The following is a 20,093-nucleotide window of genomic DNA, read 5'->3' as shown; positions in this document are numbered from 1 at the left end:
AAATCGATCCTCGAGGTGCCCGATTTTCGAGACAGAGCCTATCGCTTCTCGTTATCGTCGTAGCGCTCTGCGGCCGACTCGAATCCCAGTTCCGATTGCTCGCGACCCCGGCGCTCCTCGAGCGCCGCGATCGCCTCGGGATCGAGCGCGGCGTCGTCCGTGATCCGCGCCCAGGAGTTGTGAACTTTGGCGTGACACCACCGACAGAGGTAGATCGTGATCTCGTGGGAGAGGGTCTCGCCGTCGCGAGCGTACGAGAGGTGGTGTTCCTCGAGCAGCGGCCGCTCGTCGTCGTGTGCGATTCGTTTTTCCTCGAGCCCGCAGCGGACGCACTCGCGGTCGCGGTTGCGCGACCGGAAGTGGGGGCAGTCGGCCCACGACCAGTCCGATTCGGGGTTCACGACGGGACACTCGTAGTCCTCGTCCGCGCGCTCGCGAGCGAACTCGGGGTCGTGCTCGTAGTGGTCGAAGGCGTACCGGCACTGTCCCTCGCCGGTGAGGTGGTCGCAGACGCCCGCGAACTCGTAGGGGTCGTCGACGCCGACCGAGGTTCCCTGCGGGGTTTTCTCCATGTGCGCGTACGGCGGGTTACGCGCGAGCCGATTTGAATGCTCTGGCGCGCGTGCTCGAGTCGACGGGCCGGGTGGCCGGTATCGACTCGAAAAGCGACGCGGCGAGAACACTTTTTGCGTCCGGCTTCGCACTCGAGGGCGTGCGACTCGTCCACGATCCGGTTACCGATAGTCCGTCCGACGACGGGACCGACCGCGAGATCCTGGCGACGACGGTCGATCTCGCGGATTCGATCGTCAGCCAGACCCGCGGGCTCATGTTTCGCCGATCGATTCCGGACGACTACGCGCTGGCCTTTCAGTTCGGTTCGACCAAAACCCGCGACCTCCACATGCTGTTCGTCCTCTTCCCGATCGACGCCGTCTGGATCGTCGACGGCGTCGTCCAACGCGTCGAGACCCTGCGGCCGTGGCGGGGCTTCGCTCGCGAAGAGGCCAATCTGATCGTCGAACTCCCAGCCGGCGCTGCGGCCGACGTCGAGCCCGGCGATCGGCTGGTTCTCGAGGCCGAGTAGAACCGAGAGCGACCGATCGAGCCGCGACCGGCGGATTTAAGTCGGCATGATACGATAGCACACAGTACAATGGCACGAGATTCCGTCTCAACGCCGCATTCCGAGGATAGAGGAAGTCGGGGCGACCCGGCTGGATGCGAAATTCTCCGACGAACGTAACCGCAGTACTCGCAACTCACCACTCTTGCCTGTAACTCACTCCCCCGAACAGACGGTAGAATCGGACCGTACAGTGCGCCTTCTCGACACGACGCTTCGCGACGGCGAGCAAGCCCCGGGCGTCTCGCTCTCGCCCGACGAGAAAGTCGAGATCGCTCGCTCTCTCGAGCGCGCCGGCGTCTCCGTGATCGAAGCCGGCAGCGCCTGTACCGGTGCGGGTGAGCGACAGGCGATTTCGCGGGTAACCGACCTCGATCTGGACGCCCGCGTCACCAGCTTCTGTCGCGGGATCACGAACGACATCGACCTCGCGCTCGAGTGCGACGTCGACGGCGTCCACATCGTCGTTCCCGCCAGCGACCGCCACGTCGAGGGCAAGGTCGGTACTTCTCGCGCGGACAACCTCGAGAAGACCGCCGAACTTGTCGCCTACGCGAAAGACCACGGCCTCTGGGTCGAGGTCATCGGCGAGGACGGCTCCCGAGCCGATCTCGACTACCTCGAGGAACTGGCGGAAACGTCCCTCGAGGCGGGCGCGGATCGCTTTTGCTTCGCGGATACCGTCGGTCACACCGGGCCGGAACACACCCACGAGGCCGTCTCTCGGCTCGCCGAACTCGGGCCCGTCAGCGCTCACACGCACGACGACCTCGGCCTAGGCGTGACCAACGCGCTCGCGGCCGTCTCGGCGGGGGCCGACCTCGTCCACTGTACAGTCGACGGGCTCGGCGAACGCGCCGGCAACGTCGCCCTCGAGGAGGTCGCGATCGCGCTCGATCACGTCTACGACGTCGAGACGCTCGACCTCGAGGAGCTGTACGACCTCGCACAGATCGTCTCTCGGGCGACGGGCGTTCAGCTCCCGCCGAACAAGGCCGTCATCGGCGAGAACGCCTTTACCCACGAGAGTGGGATCCACACCGACGGCACGCTCAAAGACGACAAGATGTACGAGCCCTACGCGCCCGAAACCGTCGGCCGCGAGCGTCGGCTCGCACTCGGCAAGCATACCGGTCGCGCAGGTGTCGCGGCGACGCTCGAGGAACACGGCGTCGAGGCCGACGACGACGAGGTCGCGGAAATCGCGACCCGCGTCACAGAACTCGGCGATCGCGGTCGCCGAGTGACGGACGCCGACCTGCTGGCCATCGCCGAGGATGTCACCGGCGAGGATCGCGAGCGCGTCGTCGACCTGCTCGATCTCACCGCCACCAGCGGCGGAGCGGTCCCGACCGCCAGCATCCGACTCGACGTCGACGGCGAGGAACGCGTCGCCAGCGGCACCGGGTCCGGCCCCGTCGACGCCGCCGTCTCCGCCGTCCGCGAGGCGCTGGGCTCGATGGCCGACGCCGAACTCGAGTCCTATCACGTCGACGCGGTCACGGGCGGCACCGACGCCGTCGTTACCGTCGAGGTGACGATGGCGCGCAACGATCGCTCGGTGACGGTCGCCCGAAGCGAAGCCGACATCACCCGCGCGAGCGTAGAAGCGATGGTCGACGCGCTGGATCGACTGCTCGCGGCCGATCAACAGCCGCTCGCGCCGGCCGACGACTGAGACGATCTGCCGTCCCGACGCACAGGAGCGACCGCATGACGGATCGCAGTAGCTCCGGAACTGATTGACGACAGTCGTACGAGCCAGAGACGCGACCGATTTTCGGGGCGCTGAATAACGGTGTGACTGTCGTCATCTCGATCCCACCGCCGACGATTACCTAACCGCAGGCGCTAAGGCCCCTTCCTCAACGAGCGACCGGAGGGAGCGAGTAGGGAGGGGATACAGCGCCGTCATCATCTTTCATCAATACGATACTGCTGGCCCGCAGGCCCACGCTATCGGTAGCGTTATGCGTATCTACCTCGTATATACGCTCAATGGATCGGTACGAGGTCGAAGGACACGAAGTTCTCGAAGCACAAGCCAAACGATCCGGCAACGGAGCGCATGTTTACGTGCCGAAAACGTGGGCCGGCGCGACCGTCAAAGTCGTCCGCGTCACCGATCCATCCGACGAGTAGACCATGCGCTACAACTACCGGTACAGGCTCAAACCGACCGACGAACTCCACGAGCGGTTAGCGTGGACCGTCGATACCTGCCGGCAGGTCTATAACCACTTCCTTCACCGACTCAACAGAGTGGACGGAACCTCCGCCTACTCCGAGCAGAAGCTCCTCCCGGACCTCAAATGCGAGTGGACAGACCTGCAGGACGTTCACTCGAAGGTGCTTCAGAAAGTCGTACAACGTCTGTACGACAACCTTTCGACACTGAAGGGGCGGAAGGACAACGGCTACCGCGTCGGAGAGCTTCGGTGGAAAGCCCCGCAGGAATACCGTTCGATCAAGTACAGTCAAACCGGCTTCAAGCTCAACAACACGAGCGGTCGGCCTGTACTCTCTCTCTTTCCAAGATCGGCGACGTTCCGATGGTCTATCACCGCGAGGTCCCGGACGACGCCACGATCAAGGAGGTCGTCGTCAAGCAGGAACCGACCGGCGAGTGGTTCGCCGTCCTCGGAATCGAAACCGAGAACGACGCGCCACCGAAGCCCGAGAATCCCGAGAAATGCATCGGAATCGACGTGGGTATCCTGAAGTACGCTCACGACAGCAACGGGACCGCCGTCGAAGGCCCCGACCTAACCGACGAACGCGAGCGGTTAGAACGCGAACAACGCAAGCTCTCGCGGAAGGAACACGGCTCGGCGAACTACCGCACGCAACAGCGCATCGTCGCCCGACGCCACGCCGACCTGAAGCGGAAGCGTCGGGACTTCCTGCACAAGCTCTCGAACTACTACGCTCGGGAATACGACCTCGTAGCGGTCGAAGACCTCGACGCGAAGGGGTTGATGGAACTCCCCTCGAACAGCCGCAACCGCGCCGGAGCGGCGTGGGGAACGTTCCTTCGGATGCTCGAATACAAGTGCGACCGCGAAGGGACGCACTTCGTGGCCGTCGAACCGGCTGGAACGACCAAAGAGTGTTCCAACTGTGGCGTTGCGACCGACAAACCGCTGTGGGTACGCGAACACTCGTGCCCTTCATGCGGATTCGAGGCGGACCGCGACCTCAACGCCGCCTACAACATCCTTTCTCGCGGACTCACCGAAGTAGGGGTGGTTCACCCCGATTCAATGCCTGCGGAGACTGCGCTCCCTACGGGAATCGATTCGGTTCCTGCAAAGCGCGTCTTAGAAACAGGAAGCCCCGTCCTCAGCGAGGCCGTCAGGCCGAACAGGGCGGGGTAGTTCACTCCTGGCGGAAGGGATCGCTAACGAGATCCCACGGATCGAGCAGATAGACGCTCGCCAGGAAGAGGGCGACGATGATGACGAACAGCCGTGCGATCTCGCCCACCGACGACGGGACCCCGAGGTCGAGGGTCGTCGCCATTACCGCTGCGACCCCGACCCAGAGACACCCGACGATCAGCCGCTTCCGACGGTCCATAATCGATACTTCGACTCGAGTCGCTTGAATACATGTGGTTTCGGACAGGTCTCGACGGGAAGGCCACTTCCGATCTGGCGTAGGCGGATCACGATTAGGATCGATTATAGTCAGTAGTTTCCCGGGGACGGCGTCGTGATTGATCGCCCGCGATATGCGTGGGCCTACTGATCGTCTCCGGGACGATTGCAGGAAGAAAACTGATCCGCGGCCGCTTGCAGTTGTGAAATTATCAGTAGATTGGGTATAACAAATTCGGGAATTCGTGACTGTGAATTCGTGATGGAAACCGACCATCAGCATGACGGATCGACTGGCACTACTGGAGACACGACACGTCGTTCGTACATCCGATCGCTCGCCGCGATAGGGCTCGGCAGTGTCGTTACCGGCACGGCCGCATCAGGATCGCAGGGCACCGGCGTCGCTGCAGCACAAACTGATGCGTCCGCACGCGGGATAACTGTGACCGACTCGGGAACGACGATCGCCGATACCGTGTCGCAGTTGAATTTCGACGGCTCGCTCTCGGCGACCCAATCCGCTCCGAACACCGTTAGCGTTCGTGGGGATACGAACCCGAACATCGTCGACGTTCGCGACGATCTCGGGGTGGAACCCGAGGGAGATGACCTCTGGGCCGCGATCGAGGACCACTACACCTCGTTCAAACCGACGGAGCGAAACCACCGATACGAGATACCCGCCGGGACGTGGCACGTCGAGACCGACAACATCCACTTCGACGCCCACGAGTACCTGGGCATCGTCGGCGATCCGTTCGCAGTCTTGAGAGTGACCGATCAGGACGTCGACCGCCTGATGACCGTCGGATCGCTGGACGCGTCGCTCCCGCACGCCCAGCGGACCGTCATGCGAGACCTACAGGTCGACATTCGGGGCGAGTACGACGCCGGTATCGCTCGCTGGTTCACCTACCGGTACGGGCACATGGAGAACGTCTCGATGCGGGGGACGCGTGACAGGCTCAATCTCGAGTACGGCGGCGACCGACACACGATCCTGGTCGACGGGGTTCGGTCCTCGACGACCAACGTCATCAGCGGCTGCCACCTCGGTAACGGTGATACGGCGTCCGACCGATCGACTCACGTCGGCCACGCGATCCCCTTCAGTTCGGACGTTTACAATCACGGTACGAACTTCTGGGAGGGTTGTCAGGTGTCGGGCTACATCGATAACGGAATCTACGTCTCGGGAGACGACGGCCGAAATATCATTACCGGTTGTCACGTCCGCAACTGTGCCGGTGCGGGCATCCGAATCGGCCCCAACGACTACGTACAGGACTGCCAGATCACGATGACCGAACACCCCGGCTTCCCGTGGTCCGGTCTCTGGATCGAGAGCGGCGGCGGTCAGCTGGTCTCCCAGTTGCTGGTGAACAACCAGATCAAGAAAGACACCGAAATCATTCGTCTGACCCAGGACGGACCCGCCAGACTAACCGACGTACACATCGGGGACGAGGGAACCGACGGCCGAGCGATCCGGATCAACGACAACGACCACGCACCGACCCTTTTCGAGGGCTGTACGATAACCGACCGCTCGAGTCCGACGATTTCCGATTACGCGGTCTACGTCCGATCGTCGAACGTCACGTTCAACGACTGCGAGTTCGACATCGGACCGCAGTCCTCGACTGATCGACACGGCGTCTTCGTCACGAACGGCGGTGAGGACATCAACCGACTCGAGCTCGATAGCTGTACGGTCGAAGCCGACGGCGCGAGCCTCCGATTCGCCGAGAGCGGTGCGGACCACACCGTCGAAAGCTCGTTCTTCGAGGGACTCGTGATGAGCGACCCCGAGACGACGCTCTCGTCGGTACTGTGGGTCGGCAATCGGCACTACGGTGAAACCAACTTCGCCGGGGAACGAGCGGAGTGGCAGGGCGACTTCAACTTCGGCTTCGACGTGTAGTCAACTCGTTTGACTCGCTTACGGTACGCGTCGTTCGCTCCGTGAGGACGGGGTCGTGCCCACGGCGTTAGTGGGACGAATTCGACTCCTCGCCCACGCCTAAGTCTACGTCTCGGTCGAAGATGCTGACGGTTTCGTCGGCGAGGGCCTTCTGTCGCACGTTGAGCATGCCGACCTCCTCGTAGGACGTCGGTCCGGGGACCTGATGGGCGTTCGGTCCGGGCTGTTTTCCGAGATAGGTGACGTTCGGGTTCGTTCCGACGTCCGCGAGGAGTTCGAACTCCTCCTCGGGCGCATCGATGTAGTCCTCGAACCGTTCCTGAGCAACGTCCTCCCGATCGGAGACATCGACGTCTCCCGTCGGTGCATCGAACTGGTCTACCGTGAGACCGAGCCGAGCGAGCACCTCCTGACTGGTGAGAGCGAGCCCGTGATTCTGGAGGATCGAGACGACGTCGAGAATCGTTTGCTCCTGTTCCACGAGCGTATCGCCCGGCGGAGCCTCTTCCTCGTACTCCACGTTCGTGAGCTGGACCGCCACCGCGAGCGCGATCGACGCCTCCGTGAGACCGTCAACGGCACTCGTGACCGCGTCCAGGGTCGAGTCGACCCCCTCGAGCATCGACGGGAGTTCGTCCGGCGACGGCAGCCCCGTGCTCAGCCGGATCAGGGTCCGTGCTCTGGCGGGATTGTCCTTGTAGCGCTCCGGATCGCTATTCGGATTGTTCTTGTCGCCGAACTGAATGACGCTCGGCGGACAGGCCGTCTCGCACGCGGTCGTCCCGACCAGTTCCTCGCCGTGATTGCCGTCCTGCCGGGCCGGATCGAAGACGCACTTCGACATGACGCCCCGGGGAGCGCGCCGGCTAACGGGTCGGTCGCGATAATCGTAGACACCCTCCTCGCTGAGTTCCTCCCGTTCCACGTCCGGTTCCCCCCACTGGAAGTAGTTGACGCCGTACGGACAGGCGACCTGACAGTACCGACAGCCGATGCAGACCTCGTAGTCGGTCAACACGAGACCACCCCTGTCGCGCGTGTGACGTGCCGTCGTCGGACACACCTTCTCGCAGGGCGCGTCGGTACAGTGTTGACACGGCCGGACGAGGAAGTTGAAATCGTGGACGCTCTCGTAATTGTCGGGTTCGGGCGACTCGACGTTGCCGTCCTCGAAGGCGAGGACGTACATCCAGTTCGCCCCTTCGTCCCACTGGTGTTCCGCGTTACAGGCGGTCACGCAGGAGAGACAGCCGTCACAGTGCTCGAGGTCGATCGTCATCCCCCACTGCGTCGCGTCCTCGTCGGGGTGTACTTCCCCCGGTTCTTCGACGGCCTCCTGTGGCTCCTCCGGCTCCTGCTGGTCGACCGCACCCCACCCGAGAGTGGCGAACCCTGCACCGGCAGCCCCCTTCTTGAGTACCTCGCGACGGGACTCGTCGCCGGCAAGCGACGAGAGTAGCGATCCCGACCCCTCGTCGTCGGCGTCGTCCGGGCTGGCGATCGTGCGCCCGTCCTCGCCGAACTCCTCCATGACGTCATCGTGATACCGCTCGTGGAACTCCTCTTCGGAGAGTTCCCCTTTCGTGACCCGCATCGCGTCTCGTCCCATCTCCATCCCGAGTTCCGTGTCGTACTCGGTGTCGTCGAGCACGTCCTCGAGGTCGTCCTGCCACGTCTCGCCGAGTGGATGAAACGTCTCGTCGCTCGCGGCAGTCTCATCGGTCGGTTCGTCGGAACTCATCGCACCCACCTCGTCGGAACGGCCTGCGCTATGGTTGCGTACATTGGTGACTTGTGACATTGAATATACGACCAGAATTTGCATAGTGGTCCTCCTTGCGAGTGATGGGGTTTCGGTCGGTTTGACGTGTCAGGAAGCCATCGAGCGACTACAACGCACCGCAATCGCAGCTCCGCACCGATTTCCGATCACCGGTGCATCGAACCCGATGACCGGTCACTCACGCGTCTCGAGGCGGTTCTGCTCGAGGATAATCGGATTCATACACGCACCGCTCACCGTCGTTGTCGTCGCGAAAACGCCGAGAGGGAGAGTTGAACAACGCCAAGACGTTCTTGCTCGCTCCCGTTGGTCGCTGTGCGAGCTGCGACTTGTCTCGTTCAAATCACCCGTTTACCACTTTGCAGTAACAGAAGTTGATTCGCGCCGCTACGCGGCGCTCACCAGTTTGTTGCTGCAAAAGCGCCGAGAGGGAGATTTGAACCACGGTCGTTCCGCGTCGCTTCACTCCCTGATTCAAATCTCCGTATGGGTTTCACGATGACGGACGGTTCGCTCCGCTCACCGTCGTTGTCGTCGTGAAAACGCCGAGAGGGAGATTTGAACTCCCGAGTCCGTGAGGACAGTAGATTTCGAATCTACCGCCTTGGCCGGGCTAGGCTATCTCGGCTCACTACTCCCTACTCGAGAGACGTTTTTACCCGTTTCGATCCGTGGCGCTCCCTGTGATCGATTCACGTCCGAGAAACACGACGGAATCGATCGACTCGAGCGGCCGAACACGGACCGGTACCCGCTGGCGTCACGCTCGATCCCTCCGTCTCGATCAGCCAGTGTTCTTCATTCCGGCCGCGATCCCCTTGACCGTCAGCCGCAGCGTCCGTTCCTCGATGTCCGTTCGATGGGTCCGGTTGAGCAAGTAAACCTGCAGCATGTTCAGCGGATCCACGTAGGGGTTTCGACGCTCGAGGTTCTCGCCGAGCCAGTCGCGGGTGTGTAGCTGATCGCGCTGCCCGATTTCCGTAACGAGGTCGGCGGTCTGCTCGTACTCGTCGGTCACGCGCGGGAAGAACCGATCGCGAAGGTCCGGTTCGGCCATCTCGGCGTAGCGCTCGGCGATCTCGAGTTCGGTTCGGGACAGCGAGAGCGCCGCGTTGTCGAGCGTCGTTCGGAAGAACGGCCACTCCTCGTACATCGTCTGGAGGGTTTCCATCGATCCGCCGTCGTCGAGATAGGCCTCGACGCCGCTCGCGATCGCGTACCAGCCGGGCAGGATACACCGCGACTGGGTCCACGAGAACACCCACGGGATCGCGCGCAGGTCCTCGACGGTACGCTCGCCCGATCGAGAGGCCGGACGGGAGCCCAGATCGAGATCCTCGATGACCGTGATCGGCGTCGCCTGCTCGAAGTACTGGACGAACCCCTCGCTCTCGAGGAGGTCGCGGTACTCGCGTCGAGCGGCGTCCGCCATCGTCTCCATCGCGTTGACCCACTCGTCGCGAACTTCCTCCTCCGGTTGATCCAACGCCCCCTTGCGCGCCCGGAGCTGGGCGTTGAGCATCTGCTCGATGTTGCGCTCGGCGATGCGCGGGTTGGCGTACTTCTCGGCGATGGCCTCGCCCTGTTCCGTGAACTTGACCTGGCCCGTCACGGTCGAATTCGGCAAAGCGAGCAGCGCTTCGTTCATCGGGCCGCCGCCCCGGGAAATCGAGCCGCCGCGGCCGTGGAACAGCCGCATCGTCACGTCGTGGTCGTCGCAAATCTCGCCGAGCCGGCGCTGGTTCTTGTACAGCGACCAGTTCGCGGCGAGGAAGCCGTTCTCCTTGTTCGAGTCCGAGTAGCCGAGCATGATCTCCTGGGTCTGGCCCCGCGCCTCGAGGACCTGCGAATACGCGTCGTTCTCGAACAGCGAGCCCATGATCCGCCGGGCACCCGAGAGGGCGTACTCGGTCTCGAGCAGCGGCACGATGTCGATCCCGGCGTGTTCGGGCAGGGCGATGACGTCGGCCTGATCGGCCAGGAAGAGCACTTCGAGGACGTGGCTGGGCTCCTCGGTCATCGAGATGGCGTAGGTGTCGATGGCGTGGCTGCCGTACTCGGTCTGCCAGTCGGCGAGGCTGTCGAATAACTCGAGGACGCGCGCCGAATCGTCCGAGAGTTCCGCGGTATCGCCGAGGTCGATCACCGGCTCGTCCTGCAGGACGGCGTCGGTCAGGAACTCGACGCGCTCGGCTTCCGAGAGCTCGTGGTAGTCGATCCCCTCGGCCTCGAGCGCCTCGGCGATGGCGTCGGTGTGTTTCTGCTGGTGTTCCCTGAGGTCGAGACTCGCGAGCGAGAAGCCGAAGGTGGCGACCTGTCGGCGGATCGGGTCGACGTGCGCGTCGACGACGCTCTCGGCCCCGTTGTTGCGCAGGCTCTTTGAGATGACCGCGAGATCGTCGAGAAGGTCGTCGACCTCGTCGTAGCCGCCCGGTCGAACGTCGCCGACGCGGCGGAGTCGCTCGCGCATGAGCTTGAGCTTCTGGCGGTAGGGTTCGCCGGGGTAGCGTTCCTCGGCGGTACGGGCGCTACCGGGGAGCCGTTCGCGATCGCGCTCGAGGGTGGCCTGGAACTCCGAGCCGGCGTCGATCCGACTCCCGTCCTGACTCAGAACGCCCGAGAGCCGTTTGAGCTGCTCGCGATACTGCTCGAGAACGACCGATCGCTGGCGCTCTAAGGTGTTCGCGGTCACCTCGGGGGTCACGTACGGGTTGCCGTCGCGGTCGCTACCCGCCCAGGAACGGAACTCGAAGAGCTTCGGGATCTCGAGGTTCCCGGGGACCTCCTCGTCGATCGCGTCATCGAGTTCGTCGTACACCTCGCCGACCACGTCGAACAGCGTGTTCTCGAGGTACCACTGGACGTTACGCGCCTCGTCCTCGGGTTCGGGCTGGCGATTGCGTACCTGCGGGGTCTGCCAGAGGCTCGTCACCTCGGCGTCGATATCCCGCCAGACCTGTCCCGTTTCCTTGTCGGTCAACAGTCGTTCGTCCAGCGTCTCGAGGTACGTCGATATCTCTCGCAGTTTGGATTTGACGGTCTTGCGCCGAGCTTCGGTCGGATGGGCGGTGAACGTCGGTTCGATCAACACGTCGTCCAGGATCTGTCTGACGGTCTCGACGTCCGCCTCACCGAGTTCTTCGGCCGCGGTCTCGAGGCTGTCGTCGAGGGTTCCCTCCTGGGAGGCCGTGCGGATCGTCCGGACCCGCTCGCGCTCCTCGGCGAGGTTGATCAACTCGAAGTAGGTTGTGAACGCGCGGGCGACGATCCGTTGCTGGTGGGGCGACAAGTTCTCGAGTTCCGTCACGAGCGGCTCGCGGGACTCGAGCTCTCCGGACCGGTAGTCGATGGCTGCCCGCCGACACGATTCGACCGTTTCGAACGACCTGCGGGACGTCTGGTCCTCGAGGACGTCTCCGAGCAACGCGCCGAGTTCGCGGACGTCTTGTCTGACGTCCCTGTTGTGAAGTCGCATATCGTGTGGATGTGCGTGCCGTGGTAAAAACCCCTTGCAGGTACGCTGATCCGCTTATACATCGTTTTCCGTGATAGTTACCGGAGCCGGTAGTCGACCGTTGGACGAGCGCTGTCGATCTGTCCGCACAGCAGTCCGTCGACTAGCAGTATCGACACTACCGAAGTGAAAATCACTACGATTGTAAATAATATCTAATTTGTTCGGAGAGGGGGCGAGATATACTCGCGGTGGCGGCATTCAATTTCGAACGGTGGCAGTTTGCGACCCTCGATTATCTCACTGAAAGTTCGCTCGCACGGAAGTCGATAGTATCCCGAAATTCCGATGTGGGCTCAACCCGGGCTCGAGCCGGCGGTATCGGCCCGGCTATCTACGACACTGGGCCGGCTATCTACGACACCGGCCCAGCTATCTGCAACACTGGGCCGGCTATCAGCGCTATCGACCGGAGTATCATCTGTCCGGATCGTGGTAGTACATCGACGGCGCTCGCGCTCCGTTCGGTTCTCGGACCCGGATTCGAAAAATCGCCGCTACTCCGCTCCGTGAGCGTCGACGCGGAATAGCGCTACCGGTCCGTGTACTGCGCACAGACGCGCCGAATGCCCTCCTCGAAGTCGATCCGCGGTTCCCAGCCGGTCTCCGCTCGGATCTTCGACGCGTCGGCACAGGTGTCGTGAACGTAGACCGAGTCGGGAATCGGGTTCTCGACGTACTCCGCTTCCACGTCGGTACCGAGTTCGTCGTTGATCATCTCGACGACGGTCTCGAAATCGTACGCCTCTCCGGTCCCCAGGTTGTAGATTCCGTCGAGTTCGTGGACTGCGGCCTGCTCGAGGCCGCGAACGATATCGGAGACGTGCGTGAAGTCCCGCGTCTGGGTGCCGTCGCCGTAGAGAACGGGTGACTCGCCGTCGGCGATGTCGTCGGCGAACTGGGCGATCACGTTGGCGTACTCGCCCTTGTGTTCCTCAGCACCGCCGTAGCCCTGATACACCGAGAAAAAGCGCATGCCGGCCGCAGACATGTCGTAGTGATTCGAGAAGTACTCGCCGTAGCGTTCCCGCGCGAGCTTCGAGGCCTCGTAGCCGGTGTTGACGCTCACCGGCATGTCCTCGGGCGACGGCTCCGTCCGACTGCCGTAGATCGACGACGTCGAGGCGTAGACCACCGTCTCGCAGCCGTCCCGCCTGGCCTGTTCGACCACGTTGACGAAGCCTTCGACGTTGACTCTGGCACCCGTCGTGGGGTCCTCCTCGTGCATCGCGTACGACGACAGCGCCGCGAGGTGAAAGACGACGTCGACGTCCGTCGGCAGATCGTCATCGAGGACGCTCGCGTCGACGAATTCGACGTCACCGGACAGGTTTTCGGGCGTTCCCAGATAACAGTCGTCGACGACGGTCACGTCGTTCGGCTCGGCGAGGTGATTCGCCAGGTTCGATCCGATAAATCCCGCACCGCCGGTGACGAGGACGGTTTGTTCCTCGAGGTTCATACCGAAACAGCCCATTCGGTGACGCAAAGGTGTTTGGAAGTTTCCGTACCGATGAGGGCGGGTATTCTCGGCGTCGCTTCTCGTCCTCGACGGAGTACTCCGCCGGTGGGTTAATGTGACCACATCACAAATCCCAGCAGGTGAATCCGCTCTCGAATCCGTATCATCGCCGATGGCTCGGCTGGTGTGTACTCGTCTCGGGGTTCTTTCTCGTCAGTCTCCACCGATCGTCGACCGCGGTCCTTTCGGAACAGTTGATGCGCTCGTTCGAGACGACGGGAACGAGTCTCGGATTGCTCCACTCGTCGTTTTTCTACCTCTACGCGGTGTTCCAGATTCCGGCCGGCCTGCTGACGGACCGGTACGGCGTTCGCGCGATCGCCACGGCGGGAACCGCAGCGATGAGCCTCGGAGCGCTCGCGTTCGGGCTGGCGCCGACGTACGCGCTGGCGTTCGTCGGCCGGCTGCTGGTCGGGCTCGGGGCGAGCGTCCTGTTCGTCGCGGCGTTGCGGTTCTGTGCGAACTGGTTCCGTCCCGACGAGTTCGGGACGATGACGGGCGTGACCTTCAGCGTCGGCATTCTCGGCGGGCTGGCGGCGACGACGCCCCTGGCGATCGCCGCCTCGAGCGTCGGGTGGCGCGCCTCAATGCTCGGCCTGGGGGCGTTCGGGATCGCGGTCGCGGTCGGTATCGGCCTCTTCTCGCACGACTCGCCGTCCGACGCCGGCCTCCCGCCGATCGACGACGTTCCCGACAGACCGGACGTGACCTCGGCGGCGGCGCTGAAGCGATACGTCTCCGATGCGATCCGAGAGCCCGAGACCTGGCTGTTGGGCGTCATGCTCTTTTTCATGACCGGCATCGGGATCACGATCTTCGGTCTGTGGGGGATCCCCTATCTCGTCCAGACCCACGACATTTCCGTGACGGAAGCGTCGGTCTACCTCCTCGTCGGAAACGTCGGCGGGATGATCGGCCCGACGCTGTTCGGCTGGCTCTCGGACCGGTCGGGGAACCGGACCGGGCTCATCGTCCTCTCGACCGTCGTCTTCGGGCTGACCTGGGGCATCTTCGCCGCCTTCGGCACCATTCCGCTGTTGCTCGTCGGCGCGATCTTCCTCTTCTCCCGAATCCTGCGCGGCGGGATCCCGCTCGCGTTTACCGTCATCAAGGAGCGCCACCCCGAGGAGGCGAGCGGGACCGTGATCGGCCTGATCAACACGATGGGATGGATCGGGGCGGCCGTTTTCCCGGTCGTTCTCGGTGCCGCACTCGATGCGTACTGGACCGGCGAGACGGTCAACGGCGCTCGCGTCTACACGGAATTCGGCTATCGCGTAGCGTTTACCATCGCCGCAGCCGCCGGCCTGCTCGCCGCGACCTGTGCCGTCGTGCTGTCCCTCCGGACGCGAGACGAGCACTCCCTCGAGTCGGACGCTGACGTGGAACGGTCGACGGGATGAGACGGATTGCAGTCCCGATTTCTCGATAAACTGCGATCGTCTCGATCGCGCCGAAACCGACTGACAGCAGTCCGTATGACCCTCACGAGCAAAGGGAGGGATCGTTCGAGTTCGGCCTCGCACGTTCGATCGATGCCGCCTCGCCGTCCACACTGCCTCGTTCCACAGGTTCTTGCCGATACGTAACACATGACAGGGCAATGCGTTACTACGAGGACATCGAGATCGGCGACACCGAGGAGTTCGGCGAGTATCAGGTTACGAAAGCGGAGATTCTCGAGTTCGCCGAGCGGTACGACCCCCAGCCGTTCCACACCGACGAGGACGCCGCCGAGGACTCGGCCTTCGGCGAACTGGTCGCCTCCGGATGGCACACCGCGGCGATCTGTATGCGAATGCTCGTCGATGGTCCGATACAGGACCGCGCCAGCATGGGCGCTCGCGGCGTGGACGAACTCCGGTGGAAGCAGCCCGTCAGGCCCGGTGACACGCTCTCGATCCGGACCGAAATCGTGGACAAGCGCGTCTCGGAGAGCGCTCCCGAACGAGGCTACGTCGATAGCCTCCTCGAGGGAGTCAATCAGGATGGCGACGTCGTTATCTCCTGGATCGGACTCGGCATGATCGCGCGTCGGAACCCGGGGGACGACTGAGTCCCCATGGCTCGCGTTCCGCTCCTCGAGGCCGCGGACCTGCCCGAGGAGTACCGGTACCTGTTCACCGAGAACGACGTGGGCGACGCCCACATCTTTCGGGCGATGGCGAACGCGCCCGAACTCATGCAGTGGTACATGCGCTACTCGACGCGCCTCTGGGACGTGCTTCCCGAGCGGGAGCGAGAGTTCGTCATCCTCGCAACCGCTCGTGCCCTCGAGCACGCCTACGAGTGGCACCAGCACGTTCGACTCGGCCGCGAGGCGGGCGTCACCGATGCGGAGATCACTGCCATTACCGACGACGATCTCGCGGCCCTCGACGACCGGGACGGCGCACTTGTCGCCTACGCCCGCGGCGTCGCACTGGGTGATCCCCGCGATGCGGATCACGACCGGCTTCGGGCGCACTACGACGTCGGGACCGTCGTCGGCGTCGCCATGCTCGTCAGCCACTACGTCGCGACGGCGCGAACGCTGGACGCCGTCGACGTCGAACCCGAAACGGCGTTCGTCGGTTGGACGCCGTAGGCCGCGTTCGCATCGCTCCTCGAGATGGCCCGAATATCGTCGGTCATCGGCTCGAGGTCGGCGAATCCGACCCGCGCTCCGTTCGCGCCGGGGAGCGACAGTGGACGAACCATAAAGCGTATTTCACTGCTCCCGAACCCCCGAGCAACGGTGACTCGAACGGGACTCGATTCCGACGAATCGGACCGCAACGTCGCTGAATCCGGCCGGGAGGAGCGACCGCTCCTCGAGTCACGACGCCGCCGATTGATCGCGTACTGCCGACACAACGGGGAACGGATCTGTCGCGATACGGCCGTACTCGTGGCCTGGGCGCTCGTGATGACGACCTGGATACAAAGGTTCGGCCTGCCGCGCTGGCTGTGTTACGTCGTTACCTTCGTGGGTGTCGTCGGCTACACGCAGGCGACGACCTCGTGGACGCGCCCGTACGTGAGCCCCGACGGTTTCGGGGGGCAGTCCGCGGACGGGCGACCGCTACAGGAATCGGAGCAGCGGCACGAGTAGCGTGACGCCCCAGAGGAGCGCCCCCATTCGCAGGAAGCCGTGATCTTCCGGATCGATTCGTTCCGCGTGCGACGCGCCGACGGCGATGAAGCCGAGCGCGATCGCCGTCGAGAACCGGTGGACGAAGACGGTGACCGGCAATCGAGCCACGCCCAGGGCGGTGTAATCGAGCAGGATCGCCGTCGCGAAGCCGACCGACCCGGCGGCGAAGGCCGTCGGCCGATCGAGCGGGCGGGCGAAGTAGTACGTACAGACTGGTAATCCGACCACGAGCAGCGGGTAGAACGCGCCCGCGACGACCCGCGGATCGAGATCACCGAGCCGTGCTTCGACGGCGATCGCGCCGAACCGGACGAAGAGGTAGAGCCCGATCAGCGCGCCGGCCAGCACGAACGCGTGTCGAACGCGCGCGGAAACCAGCGCTCGAGGTGCGGTCCGCGATGCGACGCGACCCACGAGCATTGCGCCCGGAAGGAGCCCGAGCATCGCGAGATGAGTTGGCGGACCGTCCTCGTCTCCGTGGTCGCTATCGTCGCCGCTATCCAGCTCGATACTCGTCACCCAGCCGTCGGAATCGAAGCCGCGATCGTTTCCAAGGTAGTCGCGTGAAACGTCCGAAACGTATCGACGGCCCATGAACTCGCGTTCGACGTATCGCTGTGAATCCTCCGCGCTGGTGACCGTGTGGCTGAGTCGAAACCAGTCCCAGTGTTCCCGATGGGCCTGTATCGCCGTCCACTCGTCGTCGGGGGACGCATAGGCCCGAATATGATGGCGCGAGCCGAGATACTCGCCGTCGTGTAACTGGTAGCTCTCGTCGAGCCACGTGCCGCCGGTCGGATCGTCACTCGTGGCAACGTAAGCGTACCGCGTCGAACCGTCGGCGCTCCCCCAGGCCGTCTCCGTTCCGACGACATCTTCGGCCGCCGTGGCGCCGACGTCTTCCTGTTCGGATGCCGTTTCGTTCCAGCCGCCGCGGCTTCGCTCCTCGAGATGCCGACGCGTCTCCGCCGGGTCGCCGGCGACCACCACGTTGATCGCGAGCGTCCGCTCCTCGAACGTCGTCGCGCTGCTCGTGTACGGCCACAGCGAGGACTCCTCGTCCACCGTCACCAACTGCTCCTGTCGGTCGACCGCGGTGTCGCTCGAGGGCGAGGTCGCGGCCGATCCGAGGACGAGCACGACGAGTACGAGGGCTAACGCTCCCAGCGCGATCAGCGTCCGTCGATCGATGGCCGGTCACCTCCGTCGGTACGTGTTCGAGTTGACATCGGAGCGAGCGACGGGTTCGGTCCCGTCCGTTGCGTTACGTGCCACCCTGTCCGTTTCGCATATAGTTCTTCTCGTCCGCCTCGTCAGTGGCGCTATCGATGAAATTCACGGTTTCAGACTGATCGACAGAACCGTACAAACTGGCAAAACCGAGCTGGAAGCGACCGCTTTAGCTCCGCTCTTCCTCGGATAACCGCCACGGGCTCTCGACGTCCGTCGCGGCCTCGTCCTTCGAGAGCGGGACGTTGTGGTAGAGCTGCTCGAGGTGATCCATCGTGTACTCGACCGCGTAGCGTTCGACGCCCGCTCTGGTCTCGCGGTCGGTCGCCAGACAGGTCTCGATGGCGTCGACCATCGACTCGAGGTCGCCGTATTCGAACCGCTCGCCGTTGTCGGACCCGATCGTGTGATCGAACGGCGGAACGTCGGCGGCGGCGACGGGCGTCCCGCAGGCGTTGGCCTCGAGCGTCGAGAGACCGAGCGTGTCCGCGGTCGAGGCGGTCAGGAAGGTATCGATCGAGGAGTAGAAAGTGGGCAGCTCCTCGCGGGGGAGGAACCCCTGGATCTCGACGTTTTCCGGCGCGTCTCGCTCGAGACAGTCGCGGTAGGGCCCCTCACCGACGATGACGAAGTCGTACTCCGGTAGCTCCTCGGCGGCACGCAGGATCTCGCTGACGTTCTTCTCCATGCTGAGCCGGCCGCTGTAGCCGATCACCGTTCGGTCGGCGTACCACTCTTCGACGGTCGGCTGGAAGAACTCCATGTCGATACCCACGGGGAGCTGGACGTGTTCGACGTCTCGATCGATCCGTTCGGTCGAAGCGGTCACCACGTCGAAGCTCTCGAGGAACGCGTTCTCGACGGGAACGTACAGTTTCGAGAGCAATCCCGCGACCGACTCGAGTTTGACGTTCTGGTGGAAGTACTCCTCGAGCGGGGTATGGTGCGTGTAGATCGTCGGGAGGTCGTGTTTCCAGGCGTAGTACCGTCCGAGGACGCCGATCGGTGCGGGGCCGTGGCAGTGAACGACGTCGAGTTCGGGGAGCGTCGACGGCCGCCGAGTGAGCGGGATCCGATACCCGGCGTAAAACGGGTTCGGCAACGATCTGACCGGGACCTCCCGATCCCCGGGCTCGTAGTCGCCGTCGGGGTAGACGACGTACACCTCGTGGCCCTTTCGTTCTAACTCCTCGCGCCAGAGCTTGATCGTGTACGTTACGCCGTCGATCTCGGGGAAATAACTGTCCGTGAAGAATCCGATTTTCATTCAGGCCACCTCCTGGTACAGCGACTGGTATTGCGTCGCGACCGTCTCGAGCGAGAACTCCTCGCTCCGTCCGGCCGCGTTCGATCCGAGCCGATCTCGGAGTTCGGCGTCTTTGAGCCGCTCGAGGGCCGCCTCGAAGGCGTCTACGCCCGCCCCCGAGACCTTCAGGCAGTCTTCGCCGTCCACGAGCCACGAGAACGTCTCGATGTCGCGGACGAGCACCGGTTTCCCGGCGGCCATCGCCTCGAGCAACGCGATCCCCTCGTTTTCTTCGTGCGTGGGGAAACAGAAAATGTCGCCCGCCGCGAACGCGCCGCGGATGTCGTCGACGTAGCCGGTGAACGTACAGTTCGCCGGGGACTCCTCGATCAACCGCGTCGTCTCCCGACCCTTCAGGGAGAGGTCCAGCGGGCCGAACCACGCGAAATCCAGTTCGGGCAGCCGGCGGGCCAGTTCGACGAACGTCTCGAGGCCCTTGCGCTTGATGACGTGGCCGACGAGAAAGACGGTCGGCGACTCGAGGTCGTAGCGCTCGCGGTACTCGGCCTCGAGCGATTCGAACCCCGCGAGTTTCTCGCGGTCGACGCCGTTCGAGATGACCGTCGTCGGCGCGTCGGTGTACGTCTCGAGCAGCCGCCGGTTGTACTCCGACGGACAGACGAGCGCGTCGGCCAGTCCGTAGGCCCGCTCGAGATACGGCTTGAGCGGCTTGGCGAGGGCGTTCGTGAACCGAAAGCTCTCCCCGAAATCCTCGGCGGTTACGTGCGTGTGTGCGATGACGGGGACGTTTCGTCGCCGCGCTCGCGTCGCGTACCAGACCGAGCGCGGTCCCATGAGGTTGCAGTGAAAGACGTCGGCCTCGAGCGTCGGCTCGGTCGTGTACGTGAGGTCCAGTCGGTCCAGCATCTTCCGCTGGTGGACGACGGACTCGTGAATGCCGCCGGTGACGTGCGCTTCGAGTTCGAAGTAGTGGCTGATCTTCATACCGG

The 20,093-nt window shown here is 63.7% G+C and carries 16 protein-coding genes, 1 tRNA gene and 1 pseudogene; 9 read left to right on the top strand and 9 right to left on the bottom strand.

Annotated elements, in window-relative coordinates; genetic code table 11:
- Positions 1-38: 38 nt before the first annotated feature.
- Positions 39-572: a hypothetical protein gene (locus LDH74_RS07825; RefSeq protein WP_226041951.1), complete on the bottom strand. Its 534-nt coding sequence runs from the start codon at positions 570-572 to the stop codon at positions 39-41.
- 140 nt (positions 573-712) lie between these two features.
- Here LDH74_RS07825 and LDH74_RS07820 point away from each other — a divergent pair, with 140 nt between their 5' ends.
- The 4 genes and pseudogenes from LDH74_RS07820 to LDH74_RS07805 all read left to right on the top strand — a co-directional run bounded on the left by LDH74_RS07820 (position 713) and on the right by LDH74_RS07805 (position 4,503).
- Positions 713-1,087: a DUF192 domain-containing protein gene (locus LDH74_RS07820; RefSeq protein WP_226042509.1), complete on the top strand. Its 375-nt coding sequence runs from the start codon at positions 713-715 to the stop codon at positions 1,085-1,087.
- Between the two features lie 184 nt (positions 1,088-1,271).
- A complete protein-coding gene (locus LDH74_RS07815; protein WP_226041950.1) occupies positions 1,272-2,804 on the top strand; it encodes a (R)-citramalate synthase in 1,533 nt (510 codons plus the stop codon).
- A gap of 320 nt (positions 2,805-3,124) precedes the next feature.
- A complete protein-coding gene (locus tag LDH74_RS07810) occupies positions 3,125-3,268 on the top strand; it encodes a DUF2080 family transposase-associated protein (protein WP_226041949.1) in 144 nt (47 codons plus the stop codon).
- 3 nt (positions 3,269-3,271) lie between these two features.
- Positions 3,272-4,503 (top strand): annotated as a pseudogene (locus LDH74_RS07805) (transposase).
- A gap of 1 nt (position 4,504) precedes the next feature.
- Here LDH74_RS07805 and LDH74_RS07800 read toward each other — a convergent pair.
- Positions 4,505-4,705, bottom strand: coding sequence for a hypothetical protein (locus LDH74_RS07800; RefSeq protein WP_226041948.1), 201 nt, complete (start codon positions 4,703-4,705; stop codon positions 4,505-4,507).
- A gap of 282 nt (positions 4,706-4,987) precedes the next feature.
- On the opposite strand from LDH74_RS07800, the gene LDH74_RS07795 reads away from it, so the two are divergent.
- A complete protein-coding gene (locus tag LDH74_RS07795) occupies positions 4,988-6,652 on the top strand; it encodes a right-handed parallel beta-helix repeat-containing protein (protein WP_226041947.1) in 1,665 nt (554 codons plus the stop codon).
- A gap of 67 nt (positions 6,653-6,719) precedes the next feature.
- On the opposite strand, the gene LDH74_RS07790 is transcribed toward LDH74_RS07795, so the two are convergent.
- The 4 genes from LDH74_RS07790 to LDH74_RS07775 all read right to left on the bottom strand — a co-directional run bounded on the left by LDH74_RS07790 (position 6,720) and on the right by LDH74_RS07775 (position 13,411).
- A complete protein-coding gene (locus LDH74_RS07790) occupies positions 6,720-8,393 on the bottom strand; it encodes a 4Fe-4S ferredoxin N-terminal domain-containing protein (RefSeq protein WP_226041946.1) in 1,674 nt (557 codons plus the stop codon).
- A 585-nt stretch (positions 8,394-8,978) separates the two neighbouring features.
- Positions 8,979-9,063: transfer RNA gene (locus tag LDH74_RS07785), tRNA-Ser, on the bottom strand.
- A gap of 156 nt (positions 9,064-9,219) precedes the next feature.
- Positions 9,220-11,910, bottom strand: coding sequence for a phosphoenolpyruvate carboxylase (gene ppc / locus LDH74_RS07780; RefSeq protein WP_226041945.1), 2,691 nt, complete (start codon positions 11,908-11,910; stop codon positions 9,220-9,222).
- 571 nt (positions 11,911-12,481) lie between these two features.
- Complete coding sequence (locus LDH74_RS07775) at positions 12,482-13,411, bottom strand: NAD-dependent epimerase/dehydratase family protein (protein WP_226041944.1); 930 nt, start codon at positions 13,409-13,411, stop codon at positions 12,482-12,484.
- A 140-nt stretch (positions 13,412-13,551) separates the two neighbouring features.
- Between LDH74_RS07775 and LDH74_RS07770 the strand changes: the two genes are divergently transcribed.
- From LDH74_RS07770 to LDH74_RS07755, 4 genes are all read left to right on the top strand, one after another.
- Complete coding sequence (locus LDH74_RS07770; RefSeq protein ID WP_226041943.1) at positions 13,552-14,874, top strand: MFS transporter; 1,323 nt, start codon at positions 13,552-13,554, stop codon at positions 14,872-14,874.
- Between the two features lie 200 nt (positions 14,875-15,074).
- Positions 15,075-15,527, top strand: a complete 453-nt coding sequence (locus LDH74_RS07765; protein WP_226041942.1) for a MaoC family dehydratase — start codon at positions 15,075-15,077, stop codon at positions 15,525-15,527.
- 6 nt (positions 15,528-15,533) lie between these two features.
- Positions 15,534-16,058, top strand: a complete 525-nt coding sequence (locus LDH74_RS07760) for a carboxymuconolactone decarboxylase family protein (protein WP_226041941.1) — start codon at positions 15,534-15,536, stop codon at positions 16,056-16,058.
- 150 nt (positions 16,059-16,208) lie between these two features.
- Entirely contained in the window at positions 16,209-16,565 is a 357-nt protein-coding gene (locus LDH74_RS07755; protein WP_226041940.1) for a hypothetical protein, read from the top strand.
- Here LDH74_RS07755 and LDH74_RS07750 read toward each other — a convergent pair.
- The 3 genes from LDH74_RS07750 to LDH74_RS07740 all read right to left on the bottom strand — a co-directional run bounded on the left by LDH74_RS07750 (position 16,536) and on the right by LDH74_RS07740 (position 20,088).
- Positions 16,536-17,747 carry a hypothetical protein gene (locus LDH74_RS07750; protein WP_226041939.1) on the bottom strand — a complete coding sequence of 404 codons (1,212 nt, stop codon included), beginning with the start codon at positions 17,745-17,747 and terminating at the stop codon, positions 16,536-16,538. The two genes, LDH74_RS07755 and LDH74_RS07750, sit on opposite strands and share 30 nt — an antisense overlap.
- 259 nt (positions 17,748-18,006) lie before the next feature.
- On the bottom strand, positions 18,007-19,104 hold the full coding sequence (locus LDH74_RS07745) for a glycosyltransferase (RefSeq protein ID WP_226041938.1): 1,098 nt from the start codon (positions 19,102-19,104) through the stop codon (positions 18,007-18,009).
- Positions 19,105-20,088, bottom strand: coding sequence for a glycosyltransferase family 4 protein (locus LDH74_RS07740; protein WP_226041937.1), 984 nt, complete (start codon positions 20,086-20,088; stop codon positions 19,105-19,107).
- Between the last annotated feature and the right edge of the window lie 5 nt (positions 20,089-20,093).

It is taken from the genome of Natrinema sp. DC36, from assembly GCF_020405225.1.
Lineage (GTDB): Archaea > Halobacteriota > Halobacteria > Halobacteriales > Natrialbaceae > Natrinema.
The sequence above is the reverse complement of the archived record's forward strand: the minus strand, read 5'-3'. Positions and strand labels throughout refer to the sequence as shown.